Genomic DNA, 19,897 nt, shown 5'->3' with positions numbered 1-19,897 from the left:
AAAGGTGAAAAATAGGATGTTAAAAACACTTAATGCTGCGCTGTCCAATCAAGCATCGCATCTAACACGGGTCTAGCCGTATAAGCGTTTAATGCTTGCTCACTATTAATGAGTCCAACAACGACATAATCTTGTCCCGACAACCCTTTGACATAGCCTGCCATTGAGGTGACATTATTTAGAGTACCCGTTTTTATCCATGCGCGCCCTGTGGCGGCTGAATCGGGTAAGCGTGCGCCATGAGCAGCAATGGTACCACTGACTCCAGCGATGCCTAACGAATTGACATAAGCATCGAAGCTTGGATGGCTATAAGCGTAAGTTAATAGCTCGCTTAAGTTGGCAGCCGTTATCGTACAATCACGGCAGAGTCCTGAGCCATTGGTTAGATACGGTGCTGGTGTGTTCATATGGCTCTGCCACCACTGATTTATCGTTTGTAAGGCCGCAGGATAGTCCGTAACAGCAGGTTTGCCAAACTGATATAAGCTGGTTGTCGGCTTATTGATGGTTTTATTATTTGCAGCTTTATTATTTGCGGCATTGACATCGCTTAGCGTATAACTATTTGTACTAGTTATATCAGATTCTGCGTTGCTTTTAATATTAATGGCTTCAACGTCAATTGCTTCAATGCTATTTGCTTCAATGCCACCTGCTTTGGTTTTATTTTTCACCATAGTGGATTGGCTATAAGCGCCAATCGATAGCGCCACTTGCTCAGTCATGACATTGTTTGAGAAGTGATTGATATCATAAATCTGCTTAGTCAAATTCAAGGACGGATAGCTGGCAATGGGCAGCGGGGACATAGACAGTGCTGACAAACCATGCGTGGGTTTAGTACTTTTTGCTGTAGTGTAAGGCGTTTCTTGGGTGATGACATCGCCACTTAAGGTATTGCCTAGCTCTTGCCATTTTGCGGCGACAACACGTGCCGCAAAATCTTTGGCATCAGGATAAGCGACATAAAAAGCGTGCTCTTGGCAGCTATTGGGCAAACCAGTATTTAACACAAGCTTTTTCGTTTGCCACTGCGGTGCGAGACTATAACGCGCTTGTCCACAAGCAGCTGAGCGCGTATCTATTATGCTGGGCAAATCATAATTTGCTAATTGCGGTGTATAAGTCAGGCTTGCTTGGTCATCGTTTAACGGATAGCTTTTGATGCCAATGGTACTGAAATTCACCAAAAAACCATCGGGACTGGCGTTATAAGGGCGCAGTGGTGAGTTATCAAAGGCGGCAGGATCTTTAGTGACATTTTTAAAGACGGCACTGTCGACAATAATATCACCCTCGATATGACGAATACCCGACGATTTTACTTTATAGAGAAGCTGTTTTAAACGCTCGTGGGTCATTTTTGGGTCACCACTGCCTTGAATAATCAGATCACCATGTAAGCGGTCACCGATGACGAGGCCTGTATGATAGACACGGGTATGCCAGACAAAATCAGCGCCTAGGGTGTCTAAAGCAATAAAGCTGGGAACGAGCTTCATGGTGCTGGCAGGCGTGCGAGCGATATCGGATTGGTGATTCAGTATTGGTGAAAATGAAATCTTTATGGATGTAGCATCAGTATTAATATGACTGGTTTTATCGCTATTTTCTGTAATATTGGCATTATTACCATCATCGTTAATGATGGTTGTTTTTGTCTTATCGCCCAATATCGTTGGGATACTTTCTAAGCTTTGATAAGTGTAAGGATCATCGGTGTAAGCATGCAGTTTTTGCTCATGTCTTTCAATGGTTCGCCGCTCAATGGTAACCAATGTACTCTGTTGGAGCAGGTGGCTTTTCTCATTGAGTTTGTCATTATTATTTTGCGTGGCTGTCTGAGCGTTACCCTTTATATCAGCATTTACGTTAGCGGTTTGTTTCGGTTGAGAAACCCTTTTAGAGGAGCTATCCGAGCTGCTATCGATGACCTGAATCGGAGCGGGCAGGTGACTGGCGTTTTTATCACCAACTGGTGTGATGATGATACTAATATCAGCTTCTGTTAAGTCAGCTCGTGATAATGCCGCTTGAATAGCTTTGGGCAATGCTGCTTGCGCATACAGCGGGGCTGCCACTAATGTCAGCGCAACCAACCATTTATGAGTCTGATTAAACGATCGCAAATGACTAAAAATAGGCGATAATGTGGCGGTAAGCACGGAGGAATGACAGAGTCTAGAAGTAGGTCGCATGAGCATCTTTTATTCGGTAGCAAAAGCCGCCTATACTAACATGAGTTACTGTTTTCGCGTAGATGGCAGGCGTAGATGAAAACCTGTTTTTATCTGAATTTTCAAAATACGAACGCACGCTAGCGCACATGTAAAAATGCCATGGCGGTCATGATCGCATCGTTATAAGCATCGTGAGCGCCCAGATCAGGGATATTATAGTGCGCTAAGATATTGCGCAGCTGTTGTGATTGGTTGGGGACACCCTGAGTGCGATCACCCATGCGCCGACTGTACAAATGGCGCAAATCGATGACTTCGTTGGGTAGTGCCGTGCCCATATAGCGTTTGACTAAAGGGTTTAAAAACGCTGTGTCTAAACTCGTACAAAACCCCACAATCGGTCGATTGCCTATAAACGGTAGCAATCGCGCCAGCATCTCATCGTAGCTCATGCCATGCTCAACGTCAGCAGTACGTAGACCGTGAATCACAATGGTGTCACGGTCTGGCATCACTGGAGGCTTGCATATGATATGCATGCCATTACCGGTGTCAATCGTATTTCCATTGATATGAATCGCGGCGACGGACAATAAGTGGTGATTTTTTGGATTGAGCCCCGTCATTTCGCAGTCAATCGCTACCCACTGCTTAGCCAAGGGTTTGGTAAACATCGATGCCAATTCTGGACGCTGTAGCTGTTTTTTCTGCCAAGCGCAGGATAACTGTGTTAGCCAACTCATATTTGTCGCTCATCCATTGATGCGAGTTCTATACTTATACGATTTTCATGCTTATGCAATTTCTAATTGATAATGCTGACGCAACTGGTTTTTAAAGCTTTTGACGACAGCCAAACACTCTTTTAATAAGTCACGCTCAAGCGCGGTCAAGGTCATTGGATTTACTTGCCGTGCATGCTTATCTTCAGTGGAAAGCGCAACGGATAGGCGCTGTGCCATAAAAAATTCCAAGGCTTCTAGTAAAGTATCCGCCCGCTCTTGGGTCAAGGCGCGCGCTTGTACCAAAGCTTTAAGGCGGTTTTTACTACTAGGCACGTCTAAGATATCGTTTTCTAACGCTAAGGTACGAATGCCATGAACCAGTGGAAAGATACCGGCTTTCTTCAGATCAATGTCTTCTGACCCGGATTTGCCACCGAGCAAAGGCACGAACTTTTGCCACCACTGATTGACATCACCGAACTGTAGCGCGGCTCGTGCGAACTGACGTACAAACATAGGGTCTGACTGCCTGTGGGCGACCTTTAAATGTTGACGCACCTGAGTCAATAATGACTCATCTCCGCAGACGTATTCGCCATCAAGTATGGCGGACAAATAAATACCATGCATAGGATTGGTGTTTTTAAACCATAAACCAATCTGAGCATTAAACTGTTTTAGCGGCTGTCGCCACATCGGGTTGGTCATCATGATATTGCCATCGCACAGCGGATAACCGAGGTCTGCTAAATGATGATTAAAAGTATCCGCAAATTGCGCCAGATCAGGATGAGTATAGCCATCACGTAAGATGAGTGCATTGTCTTGGTCAGTACGCATGATTTGCTCACCTCGACCTTCTGACCCCATCACGATTAAGCAGGTATTATTCATGACTTCAGCAGGCACGATAAGTTGCCAAAGCTTGGTAAATACTTGTGCATTCAAGGTCTGTACCATACGGCTGATATTACCGATTTTGACGCCGTTTTGATGTTGTGCGCGAATGTAACGACCGATAAGCTCGACGGCGGTATCTAAGCTCGATAAGTCTTTTGCTTGCTCGATTTGGATACTAATGAGCTGAGAGTGATGGCTAATATGCGCAAGCATATCGCTTTGTCCGAGTATACCGACGACATCCCCATTTCGATCAATCACTGGTAGCCGATGGATACGATAGCGGGTCATGGTCAATAGGGCATCGCCAATTTCATCACTGGCTTTGATGGTACGCAGGTTAAAGTTAGCATAGCACTGGCATGTAGTCGTGGCAGGGTTTTGCTGGTCGCTCACGGCGCGGCAAATATCGGTGTCGGTTAAAATCCCTAACAGATGACCTGTGCCATGTCGCGTTTCTTTCCTATGCTCTAGATGGTTCAATGGACGTACTAGTACATGTTTTAGTCCTGCTTTCGTCATGATAGAAGCGGCTTCGTATAAGCTGTTATTGGCATCGACGATATGGACTGGCAATAGATTGACGTCAATGACAGGCTGCAACATGATCTGTTGCACTTCTTGTTGGTCATTGTAGCTGGCAGGGTCTATGGCTTTATTGTGACGGCGTTGCTGTAACGCTTTTAGCCGTTCGGGCAGCTTATCTGACAGCATTTGACGGACTAGATGGTTTTGGGCGCTGATTTTATCGACAGCGCTACCAGCGACTTGCAGCAGCAACGTATCTTCAGCGGCTCGAAATTGATAGGTTTGTGATGCTCCAGTATTAGGGCTGTTTTCAGTCAATGGTTCAGGCAGACGACGGCTGTCGAACCAGTCGTTATTATTGAGCTGGTCGGAATGATTACTACCCAAATAAGAGGCCACAAACTCACCGTCAAGCAATTGCTCAATCTGTCCTTTGATGACGACATACAGATACTGCAATTCTTCGGCAGTTAGATGCTCATTTTTGGCAAGGTAGCGAATTTGAGTGTTTTTTCTAATGCTTTGGCGTTCAGCCAGACTCAACACATCAAAGGGCGGCTGGGTAAAATCAAGATGGGGCATGGCATCATCCTTGATGGCATATTTGATAAAAGCCACTTTACTATAGCATTATTAAAGCAAAAAACCTCTAATAACCACAGTTAAGTTGTGGTTATTAGAGGTTAATGTCTCGCTTAATACTTTTAAATAGACTGCCTACGCACCCAGTAGTTTACGAATACGGCTGATCGCTTCACGGCTCTCATCGACACTAGCGACAAGCGCAATGCGTACATAACCTTGCCCAGGGTTTTTACCATTGACTTCACGTGACAGGTAACGCCCAGCCAGTGCATGGATATTGGCCTGTTCGTATAAGGCTTTGACAAATAGTTCATCATCACCATTGAACTGCTTAGGCGCTTTGATCCAAAAGTAAAATCCAGCTTCTGGCATCCGCAATTCTAGTAGCTCACCAAGCTCAGACATCCATAAGGCAAACTTTTCTCGATACAGCGCACGGTTATGCTCAACATGCTTTTCATCCTGCCAAGCCGCGATAGAGGCAAGCTGATGGGGTATTGGCATTGCGCAGCCTTGATAGGTACGATATTGTAAATAAGCCTGCAAGATTTTGGCATCGCCTGCCACAAATCCAGAGCGTAAACCCGGCAAGTTTGAGCGCTTGGATAACGAGTGGAATACCACGCAGTTTTTAAAGTCATGGCGTCCAAAAGCAGCGCAGGCTTGCAATAGACCAATCGGCACCGTATCAAAATATAGCTCGCTATAGCATTCGTCACTAGCAATAATAAAGTCGTATTGATCTGATAGGCGAATGAGATATTCCCAATCATCCATTGTCATGACCGAACCTGTTGGATTGTTCGGACTACAAACGAATAGTAACTGCGTGCGCATCCATACTTCTTTTGGTACCGCGCGATAGTCGCCTTTAAAATCATCGTCTAGTGTACAAGGCACAAAGTAGGGCGTTGCTTGTGCCAGTATCGCCGCACCTTCGTATATTTGATAAAACGGATTGGGCATGACCACGGTAGGAGATAGACTGCTCTCCGGATTCGCTACATCATGATCAACAACCGCTTGTACAAAACTAAAAATCGCCTCGCGCGTGCCCATGACTGGCAATACTTCCGTGTTGGCATCGACATGATTTAAGAAAAATCGCTTTTCTAGCCAATGGGCGATGGTTTGACGTAGCTCAAAAGTACCATTAGTGGTGGGATAACGGCTTATTTTGTCCAAGTTTTCACGTAATACGTCCAGTACAAATTCAGGTGGTTCATGTTTTGGTTCACCAATGCCGAGCTTGATTGCACTGTGGTTATGGGCTGGCGTGCTATCAGCAAGTAACGTTGCCATTTTAGCGAAAGGGTAAGGATGCAGAGAGGTTAAGTTGTGATTCATAAGTAGGGTAACTATAATAGACAATTAATAATAAAGTTATAAAGAAAATTTACATTCAAGCAGTGTAGCACTTCTCTTATTTTTTGTCTTTTGCTTATCTTGGCTAATTTATCTCCTCTCAAATAGAGGCTCACAGCAAAATTGTGACGTGATAAGTAAATCTAAGACGTTGGCATAAGTTTGGTGCTTTATAACTGATAATAATATAAAAGTGACTGTCAGCGGTAACGACAGATTATGGTAAGGATGATTTGACATGGCTAGTGTCTCAAAAACTGATGATCTCAATGCCAAAAATATCCAGAATAAAAATTTGGGTAACAGTACGCCGCGCGCAGAGTTATACAAACAATTGAAACAGCGAGAGAATCATTGGTGGCAGGCGCGCCATCATTTGATTCGCCTGCAAGAGCGGCAGATGTTTTGGTTCGGTGACAACAGCTTTATGATGTGGCTATTGTGGCAGTTGGTCAGCTATGTGGTCGTGGCTACGGTACTTATGTTACTTAGTAGGCTATTTAGCATATCGCTACCTTTGTGGCAGTATGTCGCTTTATTTGTGCTACAAACGCTGATTTTCATCATTATGCTGGCTTTCAAAGGTCGATTGGCCAACAACTTGCAACGCCGAATTAATGAACAGGAAGTACTGCGGGAAGAGGCACTAAACGAGATGATTATCTTGGCAGATGACAGTCTCTATCTCGATGTTCATGCCAAAGCACCTATTTCCTTGCAAGCGCTTTATGAGCATTATGATGCCAAGTTCCATCTTTCAAGTTTGCAGTGCTTGCTAAAAAAAGAGGTCGATGCTGGACGATTACTATTAGGTGAACAACAGGTTGAGGCAAATATCCTGCCACCAGATTTGGCTGATGACGAGCTCAACGCTCATGCCAGCGAGATGATATATAGAAGTATCCTATAAACTCTGCTATCTATTCCGATGACTTTTTATTATGAAAGTGAGATTTTTACTGTATAAAAAATAGATTGATGCTAAACGGCATGACTTGCTTATCTAGCACCAATCTACTTTTTACGTTAAAGCGCCAATCCCAATCCACGATATTCGTTACTCGTTAAACTTCTTAATAGACCACACTGCTTAAGTTGCAGCACTATCGCTATGTAAGCTCAGACTCGTTGTCAATGCCGTTTTTAACGTTTCTAACTTGTCGGCAGACAAAGGCTCGTCATTTTGATCACTGATATAAAACATATCCTCTGCACGCTCGCCTAGTGTGGTAATGCGAGCCGCATGTACCTCAATTTTCTCCTGCAAGAATACTTGTCCCACCCGTGCCAGTAGCCCTGGCTGATCGAGGGTCTCTAAGCTCATAATGTGCTGACCTGATGCTTCATTAAACTCAAAATTAATCACCGTCTTCACCTCAAAATGTCTGAGCTGACGCGGCATTCGTTTATTCGTAAGCTTCAGTACGGTGGGGTCTTTAAAGGCATTGATTAAGCGCTGCTTAAGCTCTTGCTGACTATCTTCATCGACCAATAATGTGCCACTAGGATCTAGCAGTACATAAGAATCCAACGCAAAATTACGAGTGGCAGTGATGATGCGTGCGTCTAAAACATCTAGATTCATTTGATCAAATACGGCCATAGTGACGGCAAATAGGTTTGTCTGATCTTGGGTGTAAACAAAGACCTGCACAGCATCCAGTGCCAGCTCACGATGCTCTCGTAGTACCACTAATGGTGGGCTATCGGCATTAGAGGCAAGTCCAATCGGTGGATGGTTCAAAATGGCTTCGGTATGCCATAAGATATCTTCAGCAATCTCACGCAAGAAGTACTCATCACCTAAGTCATCCCACAGTCTAAGTACCTCACTGCGGTTCATGTGCTGATTATCGACGTTATCCAACATGACCATTGCTTGCTTGTGCGTGGCACTGATCATGTCTTGACGATTGGTTGGCGCATCGATATCAGCACGTAAAATACGACGCGTTTGCGAGTATAACTGTTTCATCAAGGTCGCCCGCCAGCTGTTCCATAACTGTGGATTGGTCGCGTTCATATCAGCGACGGTCAGTACGTACAGATGATTCAGGTGGGTGACGTTGCCAACCAAATCAGCGAAAAGTGTCACCACTTCTGGATCTGAAATGTCTTTTTTCTGCGCGGTCATCGACATCAATAAATGGTAGCGGGTCAGCCAACCAACCAAATTGGCATCTGCCTTACTCATGCCATGTGCCAAGCAAAACTCAATCGACTCAGTCTCACCAAGCAAGCTATGATTGCCACCACGACCTTTCGCAATGTCATGGAACATGGCTGCTAATACTAAAATTTCTTTGCGCTCAATACGCTGAAAGAGGGAACTGACCAGTGGAAAGTCTTCATAAAAATTCGGATCGGTAAAGCGGTGCAAGATGCGGATCAAAAACAACGTATGGGCATCAACGGTATAACGATGGAATAAATCATACTGCATCAGACCGGTGACTTGGGAAAAAGCAGGAATATAATTGCCCAAAACGCCATAGCGATTCATGGTACGCAGGCGATGAAACAAGTAGTTTTGTTCTTTTAAATTGGCCAAAAATAGCGTTTGGTGATTAGGGTTGTCGCGGTAAGTTTGATCGATACCGCGCGCGGCGATTTTTAGTGCTCGTAATGTATGCGTCCGGACGTTTTTGATACCGTACTGACCCATGAGTAAAAACATCTCTAGAATCGACTCAGGATGCTGGGCAAAAACGCGATGATGCGCCATGGCGATTTGGTCGCCAACTTGATTGAAACGCGCATTAATAGGCTGCTTTTTTGGGCGCTCATCATCAGGTAGATTGGGCTCTATGATTGTCTCATAATAGTGATTGGTCAGCATCTCAGATAGTGTTGATATCTGCATGGCACAGCGATAATAGTCGCGCATAAAGCGCTCAACAGCGGCATTGGGTTGATCATCCGGCTGTGCCTCATAACCCATAAGCTGGGCAATGTCACGTTGGTAATCAAACAGTAGCTTGTTTTCGTTACGTCCAGTCAATTCGTGCAAGTAATGCCGTATTTGCCATAAATAACCTTCGGCAAAGCTCAGCTCGTCGAACTCTTTTTCGGTCAAAAAGTTCTGCTGTACCAGATCATAGAGCTTAGTGACCCGAAAATAACGTTTGGTTACCCAGCCGATAATATGAATGTCACGCAGGCCACCAGGCGCTGTTTTGATATTCGGTTCTAGATTATATTCCGTCGCATTATGCTGCAAGTAACGCGCTCTGGCTTCCTCGGTTTTTACCTCAAAAAAAGCGCGCGGCGACCATTGCTTATTGACAATTTGAGCCGGAAAATCTTGCAAAACGTCATTACCAATCAGGAGCCGAGCTTCTAACTGCGCACTAGCAATCGTATGATCGAGCGCAGCTTCCAAAGCATCATTCACGCTACGTACAGAGAGGGCGGGCTCCAGCCCTATATCCCACAACAGCGCCACCAACCGATCGATTTTCCCACTGGCATCAGTGCCAACCTCATCAGGAGAGAGTAGTAAAATATCAATATCTGAATAAAGCGACAGCTCACCGCGACCATAACCACCGGTGGCGAATAATGCCAAATCGGTCTTATCCAGCTCAAACCATTTAAACAAGGCGATGAGTAAGCCATCAATAGCACACGCGCGTGCTGCCACTAATTGACGAATATTGACACCACGCTCAAGCGCGCGGCTGATATCCAAATTTATTTGGGTTAACCATTCAGGAATACCGAGTAGGGTTTTTTCCGTTGCATTCGTCGCCGGTTGCAAGGAGTCGACAGTCGCGGTCTTAGATGAAAATGAAGGGAGCGGTGTCAGATCAATCGATGCGGCATCACAAGTAAACATGAGTGTTATCCCGTTAAGAGTTTAAAAATAAAACGTTTCAGCTGAAAAGCGTAGAATCACCAATGTGCTGGTAGCTGATAAAAGCCACAAATAGAAGTTACTAATATAAGTTATTAAGTCATCAGAGTATAAAGATAAAAAGCGGGTAAGCACAATACTCAATATGCCTGAATTATTGGCCAAAAAAAAGACCGCCTAAGCGATCTTTTATGATGTTACTGTGTTAAAAAACTTAAATCTTCTTCAGGGCGGGCAGTAAACACCTCACAGCCATTGTCTGTGACGACCATGGTGTGCTCCCACTGCGCAGACAGTTTGCGGTCTTTGGTAATCGCCGTCCATTCATCAGGTAAGATTTTGGTCTGCCACTTACCTTCATTAATCATGGGTTCGATGGTGAAGGTCATACCTGTTTTTAGCTCGAACCCTGTGCCTTTTTTGCCATAGTGCATGACTTGTGGCTCGTGATGGAATTCATTACTGATACCATGCCCACAGAACTCACGAACGATACTGAAACGCTCAGGCTCGACCACTTCTTGAATCGCAGCACCTACATCGCCTAGGCGTGCGCCATCTTTGACAACACTCATGCCAGCATAGAGGGCATCTTGTGCCACTTTACAGATACGCTTTGCCATAATGGAGCCATTGCCCACGATCCACATTTTTGAGGTATCGCCATAATAGCCATCTTTGATAACCGTCACATCGATATTAATGATGTCGCCATCTTTTAGCAGTTTCTTTTCACTTGGGATACCATGACAAACCACATGATTGACCGAGGTGCAGATTGATTTTGGAAAGCCATTGTAGTTGAGAGGCGCTGGGATAGCACCTTGTACATTGACAATATAGTCATGAGCAATTTGATTCAATGCTTCGGTGCTGACACCCACTTTGACGTGCTCGTCTAACATTACCAGCAAATCGCTAGCAAGTTTACCGGCCACGCGCATTTTTTCTATGGCTTCTGGGGACTGGATAAGAGATTTTTTAATCATCATCATCTATCTTATAATTATGGGTTTAATGTGAGTAGATTATACCATAAATGGGTTGATGACAGTTTTACGTTAAGTGATAGCTAACCTATCATTGTGATTGATAATAATTGCTTTACAGCCAAATCAGGGCGGTTATGACTGTTCAGTCACGGTAATATATTCATATTTTGACAAATTAGTTGAATGTTACAGAATATATAAGTAATGTAATTTTGTCTGCTAAAGGGATTAGCAGCAATCTTTACTCCTTTTGGGAGGTAAAGATAACCAAAATTATTGATGACAAGGATGTTGTTATGACTCTAAAGACCTCTTTTGCTGCAGCTGTTACGCCCAGCGCATTTTTACCTTCACTCGGTGCTATCGCTGCCGGCATCCTCCTGATGACCTTGCAAACCACATCTGCTCAAGCAGCTGGACAGTATTATAACTGTGCTAATGCCAACGGTTGCAAGCTGGTTGATAGTAAATACTTCACCTCGAGTTACACTAAAACTCAGTATCCGGTCGTCATGGCTCATGGACTTGGTGGCTTCACTACGATGTTTGGGCTCGTTGATTACTTTAATGGAATACCTGGCGAATTGATGAAAGGTGGCTCAGAGGTATATACCACCAAAACATCAGCCGTCAATAATAGTGAGATTCGTGGAGAGCAGCTGCTACAACAAGTCAAGACCATCACTGCCATTTCAGGCAAATCTAAAGTCAATCTATTTGGGCACAGTCAAGGCGGTATAGACATCCGTTATGTCGCTGGTGTTGCGCCAAAATATGTGGCGTCAGTGACAGCAGTATCAAGTCCAGAGCAAGGGTCAAAAACGGCAGATTTTGTCAAAAACACGCTTGAGCCAAATAATAATACTGGAAGCCCGTCAAACATCACCACAGAGTTAGTATCAGGGCTGTTTAATTTGATTGGTGGCTTTACAGATATCGGCTCTGGTATCAGCTTCTCAGAGATTCAAGAACAAGATGGCTGGCAAACATTGATGGCGCTATCGACCGATGGTGCTGCTCAATTTAACGCTAAATTCCCTGCTGCCATGCCAACCAGTTATTGTGGTCAGCCGACTAGCACTGCTGCTAATGGCATCAAATACTATTCATTTAGTGGTGTTGGACAAATAACGAGCGTACTTGATCCTAGTGATTATATATTGGCAGTAACGGGTGTACCGTTTGCAGGCGAGTCTAATGATGGTTTGGTATCTGCCTGCTCAAGTCGTCTTGGTTATGTGATTCGTGATAATTATAGAATGAATCACTTAGATTCAGCCGATCAAGTGCTAAGTTTGACAGCATGGGGAGAGTCTGAGCCAAAATCTATTTATCGTACTCAGGTTAATCGTCTTAAAAATGCCAACCTTTAAGCTGACTTATAAGATAAGAACTCTCATTTATGTCGAATAATCGCCGTCCAGCCTATTTATCAATCGTTATAATTGCCGTGGTCACCATAGTCGTGACGGCGGCGGTTATTATGTGGTTCAAACCTGATCATACGAGTATGGCTCTAGCGCAACCAGCATCCAATGCTCTGGGCGAGGAGGCTGAGGGTACTCTATCAACTGCGCTGGCGGCGGGTCAAATGCTACCAACGACTGCGACCCAAAGTCAGTCTTTATTTGTCACAGGATTGGAGCGTTTGCCGCGTTCCTTAAAGGGCACGCAAATTGATGGCGAAATCATCATTGATGAAAACAAACAGTTGGTCGTCACTCAAGGGCTACGGCGTTTATTTGATTATTTTTTATCCGCATTAGGAGAGGAGGACGAAGCCGTTATATTTGCGCGTGTTGAGAGTTACATTCGCCATCACACCCCAGAGCCTGCGGCCAGTCAAGCGGTCGCTATATTTGGCAAGTATGTTGCGTATCTCAAAGCACTCCCAGAGATAGAAAAGCGTTATGGCAATCTACAACTACAAGCGACAAAAAGTGGTGAACTGGATTTAAACGCTGTGGCACAGCAACAACAAGATGTGACCAAGCTACGTCAGCAATATTTTGCAAAGGACACCATTAGTGCGTTTTTTGGTACAGAGGATGACTATGATGACTATAGTGTAGAGATGGTCAGAATCAACCAAAACAAACAAACCTCTGAGGCACAAAAAGAAGCCGCCAGACAAGACTATATCAGCCGCTTGCCAGATAGTGTCACCAAAGCCAATATCGTTCAGCAAGCCAATCTTGGTGAGCTTATGGCTCGTACTGAACAAATGAAAGCTCGTGGCGCGACGCCTGAAGCACTATATAATATGCGCCGAGAGCTAGTAGGTGCGCCAGCAGCAAAGAGACTGGCGCAAGTAGACCAAGAGGATGCCAGTTTTGACCAGCGCTTTACTCAATATCAAACACAAAAACAGCGCTTGTTAAGCCAAAGTGCAGATCAAGCTCAAGCGCAAATTCAGGTAAACCAACTTGAGCAGCAGCTATTTGACGATGCTGAGCGTAAACGCTTGTCAGGCTATGCGGCTCTACAAGAGACGAAGACTCAATAAGCGTATTTCATTAACATTAATTAACTTACAGTGATGTAAGAGACAAGTATGCTAAAAGTGCAAATAAGTTATGGTCATTGGGAGAAGGACAGCCCACTATCTATAGCTTTAGTACAATGATATTTGTACTTCATTTGAACCAAAAGTGTTTTAAAACTATTCTAGGAGCTTATATGAAAAACATGACCAAAGCATTGATGACAGGTATTTTAATGGTGACAGTATTGGTAGGTTGCCAATCTATGTCAAGTATGACGGCACCCGCTACTGATCAGCCAAATATAACTGGTACAGACGTTATCTAAAGTGGTGGCTAATAATTTTACTGAAACCCAGATTGATTATTTAAGGTATCAGTAAGCGGCACTAGCAGTCATATGCAGTGCCGCATTATAGTTATACGACATCAAAACACCTCACTATTTAGTGGGGTTTTTTTATGTCAGCGCTCACCTGACACCATAGTCAGAGCACTTTTAAACCGCTAGGGTGTTACCCGTCCTAGATGTACTCAGTGTACTATCTGCGGTCGGTCGCCTTGTAGCGATTCTAAAATTCCTTGACTATAAGGTGTATCATCATTTTAAGCCCACTAAATATATCAATGTACTAATACGCCCTAGCTGCTTTAGACAAGACATCAGTAAGGTATTAGCATCGTTAGTGAATAAGGTCAATAGCAAACATCCGGTCAACTTCGCATTGCAACAAAACCTCCTTCAAGTAACCACTCAATTCATAATGACAGCTCATTGTGAGTCATACAAAATATCGCCATTGTTTAAAACAATGAACAAGACAATAAACGAATCATAATAAAACCAAAATTTTCACTAGGTCTGTAAAGGGTGCATCCAGTGCAAGATTTATAAGTAGTGAAAATTTCAGGTTCAATAAGACGAGGAACTTATATGAAAAGCATGACTAAAGTAATGATGGTAGCTACCTTGGCCGTTGGTACGCTTGCCGCTGGTTGCCAGACTACCGCAAATCTACCTGCTCCAGTTAGTCAGCCAATCACTTCAGATATTTTACAAGCTCATCACTGGCAGCTTGTTGATGCCAAACGCAGCAATGGTGATAAGGTAACTCAGCTGTTTGTTAATCCGGCAAAACCCTTAACTTTGAATTTCATGAATGACAACGGTAGAGATTACGTGGCATTTATGAACACCTGCAACAGCATGAGTGCTGGATATAGCGTTGTCAATGGCAATGTAGAGATCAAAAACGGCATCAGTACTATGATGGCGTGTCCTGAGCCGCAAGCAAGTTTTGATACGGCAACCATGGCAACCGTACAAGGTAAATATAGCATCAATAACAATGCGAACAATGTGCCTATCTTGACTATCCGCAATGACGATCAAGTTGCGTATTTCAAAGCTATTTCTAAATAATTTGATGATTGAGTAAAAAATTAGATATTTCGGCTGAATTTAATAATGCCTCACTAATCAGTGGGGCATTTTTTTATCCAAAATTTAGTCCAGTTTAGGATACACTAGAGTAATGTTTCTGTAATATATTTGATTTTTTTAGAGGGATAGTTTTGACTCTAGGCTCATCACTAGTGGTGCTCACTCTCTAAAACTCTCGACATGTTTATCATTAGGCTTTATTGGACATTACTCTATGCTAAGAACCTCTATGCTAAAAACATCTATGTCAAAACCCGTTATAAATAGACTGACGATAAAAACGCCCATTGCCATTACGCTGTTTGTACTCCTCACAGGCTGTCAGACATTGAACAGCACATCAGTCAATAAGCCTATTAGTACAGTTGAGACCAATCCGTTGACGGCTCGGATGCCTGCGATCGATCGTCAAGGGCGCATAGCCTACGTGGATGAGCAGGGCACAGGTGCCGCAAAAATATCGACACTGTATAGCATCCGTCCTGATGGTAGCGATCGTCAGTTGATTGATCAGTTGAAGGGTTATATCTATGCGCCTGCATGGTCTGCGGACGGTCAGTGGCTTGCTTATAGCAAACAAGCACCACGTCAAAACCCCAAAATTTATATCTATGACAGAAAAAGTAAAACCCAAAGTCTAATCGTTAATGCTGAAGGCAGTAACATGTCCGCGTCATTCTCACCTGATGGTCAAAAACTCCTCTATAGCTCAACCGTCGGTGGCAACGCAGATATTTATGAGATGCGTCTCAGCGATGGTAATACCAAACAGTTGACTACACTATCAAGTACTGAGGTACAGCCAAGCTATGCGTCTGATGGCAAAAGCTTTGTCTATACCAGTGATAAAGTCCGTGCTGGACGCCCAAGCATCTATCGCTATGACTTTGCCACTGGCAATGCGATGCCTATGCCGACTAGTGGCTATGTCGCAAGTCCTCAACTCAGTGCAGACGGTCAGCAGTTAGCGTATCTCAACGGTCGCAAGGCTGCGGTTATGACATTGGCTACCCGCCAAACCATCGATCTCGCAGAAACAGGACTTGATGAGCCTGCAAGGTTATCACCGTCTGGACAATATGCAGTTTATCCAATGCGCAGCTCGCAAGTGAGCAGCCAAGGCACTAGAAATATAGGCAGCCTCGTTATCCGCTCGTTATCTGGCAACACAAGCTACAGTATTAATAGTGACGCTGGCGGGATGGTGCGTTCACCGATTTGGGGACGCTAATGGCGAAATCTATGTATTATAGGGTGAGATGTCTATATAATTAATAAAGAAACATAAGTTGATTCTATAGCTTAAGTTTTCATGAACATCACATAAATTTTATAAACGGCTCATCAAGATTCTGCGTATCAAAATACTATATATAAACACGCTGTATATAGAGATACTGGATTGGGTGAGCAAAAGGAGAAAGTACGTAATGCAAGAGTCGTTTTTGATATTCATCACCAAAATCAGCTTGTACCCGACGATAGTCTTTACAGGATTGGTGATGTTTGTGACCTTGTATTGGATGGTTTCTCTACTTGGTATGGCAGATATGGATACGGTAGATATTGGCGATGCAAGTGGCGAAGGTAGCAATTTGACCTCATCAGGATTTGTGTCGGGTCTGCTGCTTAAGTTCGGTCTATATGGCGTGCCACTTATCGTTATTCTTAGCCTAATCAGTTTAATTGGTTGGTTGTTAAGTTACTTCTATACCAGTTTTTTACATCAAAATTTTGACTCGGGCATCTTATATTATCTATTCGGCACCGGGGCGCTAATCTTTGTATTGGTCATCTCCATGTGGCTGACAGGTATCATTATTTCTCCCATCCGCAACAAAATAGCCAAAATACCTAGACGCAATGCTGCTAGCAATATCGGCAAAATCGCGGTTGTGCGTACCCTTAGTGTCACGGACAAACACGGCGAAGTAGAATTGAATGATGGCGGTGCAGGATTGATACTCAAAATTCGCTCAGACATCAATGATGGCTCGCTGAAACAAGGCGATCGAGTGATGTTGGTGGAGTATTTAGAGGCAGCCAATACCTATCGCGTAACCCCTGTAAAAGATAAATAACCACTATAGTCACTCCACTATAAAAGTGTTACTGCGTTAACCTCGCTTGAAGTATTTGATATACATCTACACTCGGTTGCCTTGTACTACTTTTAAATTGAATCGACTATATAAATAATTTAGCCCCTAGTAAGTAATTTAGTCACGATGATTAGCCATCGTTATTTTCAGCACATCATTATCGCTTTTAGCACAGAATAACTCATAGAATGAACAAGGATTTAGCTAGAGATACCAAAAGAATCTCTGGTTTATGAATAATATTTTTAGCAATGATTTAAAAGGTTTTAAATTTGGTGATAGTCGGTTCAGAATAATGCAGATATACGAATGGTGCGTGATAGGGCTATTAAGGCACACGTGCTATAAAAGGTGCTATAAACAGTAAGTTTAACAGGCCTGATAGCATATCTGATTTATATAGAATTGATTATGGAATGTTTTAATTAAAGGAATGGATATGGACACACTCATTATCGTCGGCGTGGTTGTAGTGCTGGCGTTTGTTTTTATGATGGTCGCACTACTGATGCTCAAGGCCTTTTATTTTAAGGTCGAGCAGGGCAAAGCACTCATTATCAACGGTGTGAGTAAAATTGCCGTACGTTTTGATGGTGGTTTTGTTTGGCCAGTCATCAACAAAAAAGAGTTGATGAGAATCTCGCTTATCACGTTAGAAGTGGACAGACGCGGTAAAGAAGGTTTGATTTGCGCAGACAACATGCGTGCTGATATCACCGTGGCATTTTATTTACGCGTCAATGAAACCGAAGAGGATGTGCTAAAAGTCGCCAAATCGGTTGGGGTAGAGCGTGCGTCAGATAAAGTCGCTGTCAACGAGCTGTTTAATGCTAAGTTCTCTGAAGCCTTAAAAACAGTTGGTAAGCAGATTGATTTCGTCAAACTGTTTGAAAACCGCAGCGAGTTTCGTGACAGTATCGTTCAAGAAATTGGTAACGATCTGAATGGCTATGTCTTAGAAGATGTGGCGATTGATTATTTAGAGCAAACGCCAAAAGCGTCATTAGATTCAAGTAATATTTTAGATGCTGAAGGTATCAAAAAGATTACTCAATTAACAGCCTTTCAGAACGTCATCACCAACGAGCTTGAGCGTGACGAAGAGCTGGCCGTTAAGAAAAAGAATGTCGAAACCAGAGAGGCGATGCTAGAGCTTGAGCGTCAGCAAGCCGATGCCGAAGCCAAACAGCAACGTGAAATCTCGTCAGTGATTGCACGCGAAACGGCTGAAACTCGCAAGATTGAAGAAGAAGAGCGTAAAAAGTCTGAAACAGCCGTTATCTCGGTTGAGCAGGATTTGGCCATTCAGCGTGAGAATCAGCAGCGTGAAATCGAAGTAGCAGGTCAAAATCGTCTGCGTGCAGTCGTCATCGAAGAAGAAAAAGTGACGCGTGCTCGTGATTTAGAAATTGTCTCTCGTGAGCGTGAAGTTGACTTGCAACGTATCGAAGCTGAACGTGCGATTGAGCTTGAGAAAAAAGAAATCGCCAACGTCATTCGTGAACGTATCGCAGTGGACAAAACCGTTGCGCAAGAAGAAGAGCGTATTAAAGAAGTCCGCGAAATTAGTGAAGCTGAGCGTTCTAAGCAAACACGCGTCCTAGCAGCAGAAGCCGATGCGGAAGAAATCAAAGTACGTCAGGTGAAAAAAGCCGAAGCAGAAGAGCTGTCAGCCAAGCATAAAGCCGTCGAAATCACCACGCTTGCCGCTGCTAATCTTGAAGCATCTGCCAAAGATTCAGAAGCCAAAATTAAGATGGCCGAAGGTACCAAAGCAGAAGAGTCAGCACATGGCTTCGCTGAAGCGGCTATCCAAGAAGTCAAAGCCGCTTCTTTGGAAAAAGAAGGTATTGCGAAAGCCAATATTATTAGAGCGACTGGACAAGCTGAAGCGCAATCAGATCGTGAAAAAGGTATGGCAGATGCTGAGGTTATTGCTGCTCGTGGCGAGTCTAAGGCAAAAGCTGAGCGTGATATCGGTATGGTCGATGCAGAAATCATCGCCGCTCGCGGTGAATCTACTGCCAGAGCTGAGCGTGAAAAAGGCATGGCAGATGCTCAAGTCATCGCGGCTCGCGGTGAGTCAAACGCCAAAGCAGAACGTGAAGTTGGATTGGCAAAAGCCGAAGTTACTCGCGCACATTTCCAAGCCGAAGCAGATGGTCTGGTCGAGAAATTCAATGCCATGGGTAGCATGAGCAAAGAGGCACGTGAGCACGAAGAGTTCCGCATGAGCCTTGAGACAGCATTGCAAGAAGCGCTTGCTTCTATTGACGCTGGTAAAGAGATTGCGAAAGAAAATGCTGAAGTATTGGCAGTGGCGTTACAGAAAGCCAAAATTGATATTGTTGGCGGCGAAGCGCATTTCTTTGATAACTTTGCCAAATCACTGTCTATCGGTAAAGCCATTGATGGCCTAGCAGGTAAGTCAGATACATTGAGCGGTATCATCAATGGTGTGATGGCCAGTCAAGCCATGAAATCAAACCAGAAAAATGATGATCAAACGACTTATTAATAGGGTCCAAATACCTAGCCTTAATGCGCAAGTATTAGCAAGCAAGTTTTTATCTAACAGTATGAATGAGTAATATTCTCTGAAATACAAAATCTGTCGTGTAGGCGGCAGATTTTTTTGGCTAACTCAGAGTGATTCAGAATGACGAATCATGATGAGTTGGCTAATCTAAAAAAATAGCAGTGACCACTCGTTTTTTTAGATTAGCCAAGTGCT

The 19,897-nt window shown here is 43.8% G+C and carries 14 protein-coding genes; 8 read left to right on the top strand and 6 right to left on the bottom strand.

Annotation, left to right across the window (positions count from 1 at the left end):
- Positions 1-29: 29 nt before the first annotated feature.
- From J5X94_RS13170 to dapC, 4 genes are all read right to left on the bottom strand, one after another.
- Positions 30-2,201, bottom strand: a complete 2,172-nt coding sequence (locus J5X94_RS13170) for a D-alanyl-D-alanine carboxypeptidase/D-alanyl-D-alanine-endopeptidase (RefSeq protein WP_228293268.1) — start codon at positions 2,199-2,201, stop codon at positions 30-32.
- Between the two features lie 119 nt (positions 2,202-2,320).
- Positions 2,321-2,926 (bottom strand): 3'-5' exonuclease, encoded by a 606-nt coding sequence (locus J5X94_RS13165; protein WP_210541541.1) that lies wholly within the window; start codon positions 2,924-2,926, stop codon positions 2,321-2,323.
- 51 nt (positions 2,927-2,977) lie between these two features.
- Positions 2,978-4,918 carry a DUF294 nucleotidyltransferase-like domain-containing protein gene (locus tag J5X94_RS13160; RefSeq protein WP_210541540.1) on the bottom strand — a complete coding sequence of 647 codons (1,941 nt, stop codon included), beginning with the start codon at positions 4,916-4,918 and terminating at the stop codon, positions 2,978-2,980.
- A 135-nt stretch (positions 4,919-5,053) separates the two neighbouring features.
- Positions 5,054-6,268: a succinyldiaminopimelate transaminase gene (gene dapC / locus J5X94_RS13155; protein ID WP_210541539.1), complete on the bottom strand. Its 1,215-nt coding sequence runs from the start codon at positions 6,266-6,268 to the stop codon at positions 5,054-5,056.
- Positions 6,269-6,524: 256 nt separating this feature from the next.
- Between dapC and J5X94_RS13150 the strand changes: the two genes are divergently transcribed.
- The gene (locus J5X94_RS13150) at positions 6,525-7,196 is read left to right on the top strand and encodes a hypothetical protein (protein WP_010196520.1); all 672 of its coding nucleotides are present in this window, start codon (positions 6,525-6,527) and stop codon (positions 7,194-7,196) included.
- 180 nt (positions 7,197-7,376) lie between these two features.
- On the opposite strand, the gene glnD is transcribed toward J5X94_RS13150, so the two are convergent.
- On the bottom strand, positions 7,377-10,124 hold the full coding sequence (glnD, locus tag J5X94_RS13145; RefSeq protein WP_210541538.1) for a [protein-PII] uridylyltransferase: 2,748 nt from the start codon (positions 10,122-10,124) through the stop codon (positions 7,377-7,379).
- A gap of 215 nt (positions 10,125-10,339) precedes the next feature.
- The gene (gene map / locus J5X94_RS13140) at positions 10,340-11,134 is read right to left on the bottom strand and encodes a type I methionyl aminopeptidase (protein WP_189586849.1); all 795 of its coding nucleotides are present in this window, start codon (positions 11,132-11,134) and stop codon (positions 10,340-10,342) included.
- A gap of 296 nt (positions 11,135-11,430) precedes the next feature.
- Between map and J5X94_RS13135 the strand changes: the two genes are divergently transcribed.
- The 7 genes from J5X94_RS13135 (at position 11,431) to J5X94_RS13110 (ending at position 19,681) form a co-directional block, all read left to right on the top strand.
- On the top strand, positions 11,431-12,507 hold the full coding sequence (locus J5X94_RS13135) for an esterase/lipase family protein (RefSeq protein WP_010196527.1): 1,077 nt from the start codon (positions 11,431-11,433) through the stop codon (positions 12,505-12,507).
- Between the two features lie 29 nt (positions 12,508-12,536).
- Positions 12,537-13,640 (top strand): lipase secretion chaperone, encoded by a 1,104-nt coding sequence (locus tag J5X94_RS13130; RefSeq protein WP_194621205.1) that lies wholly within the window; start codon positions 12,537-12,539, stop codon positions 13,638-13,640.
- A 173-nt stretch (positions 13,641-13,813) separates the two neighbouring features.
- Complete coding sequence (locus tag J5X94_RS14025; protein WP_264623034.1) at positions 13,814-13,945, top strand: hypothetical protein; 132 nt, start codon at positions 13,814-13,816, stop codon at positions 13,943-13,945.
- A 606-nt stretch (positions 13,946-14,551) separates the two neighbouring features.
- Positions 14,552-15,040 carry an META domain-containing protein gene (locus J5X94_RS13125; protein WP_194621204.1) on the top strand — a complete coding sequence of 163 codons (489 nt, stop codon included), beginning with the start codon at positions 14,552-14,554 and terminating at the stop codon, positions 15,038-15,040.
- Positions 15,041-15,290: 250 nt separating this feature from the next.
- On the top strand, positions 15,291-16,292 hold the full coding sequence (locus J5X94_RS13120) for a PD40 domain-containing protein (protein WP_194621203.1): 1,002 nt from the start codon (positions 15,291-15,293) through the stop codon (positions 16,290-16,292).
- Positions 16,293-16,491: 199 nt separating this feature from the next.
- Entirely contained in the window at positions 16,492-17,142 is a 651-nt protein-coding gene (locus tag J5X94_RS13115) for a DUF1449 domain-containing protein (RefSeq protein WP_189586854.1), read from the top strand.
- A gap of 460 nt (positions 17,143-17,602) precedes the next feature.
- A complete protein-coding gene (locus tag J5X94_RS13110; protein WP_210541537.1) occupies positions 17,603-19,681 on the top strand; it encodes a flotillin family protein in 2,079 nt (692 codons plus the stop codon).
- The last annotated feature ends 216 nt before the right edge of the window (positions 19,682-19,897 follow it).

Origin of the sequence: Psychrobacter sp. K31L (genome assembly GCF_017942195.1) — a bacterium.
Taxonomy (GTDB): Bacteria; Pseudomonadota; Gammaproteobacteria; order Pseudomonadales; family Moraxellaceae; genus Psychrobacter; species Psychrobacter glaciei.
The sequence above is the reverse complement of the archived record's forward strand: the minus strand, read 5'-3'. Positions and strand labels throughout refer to the sequence as shown.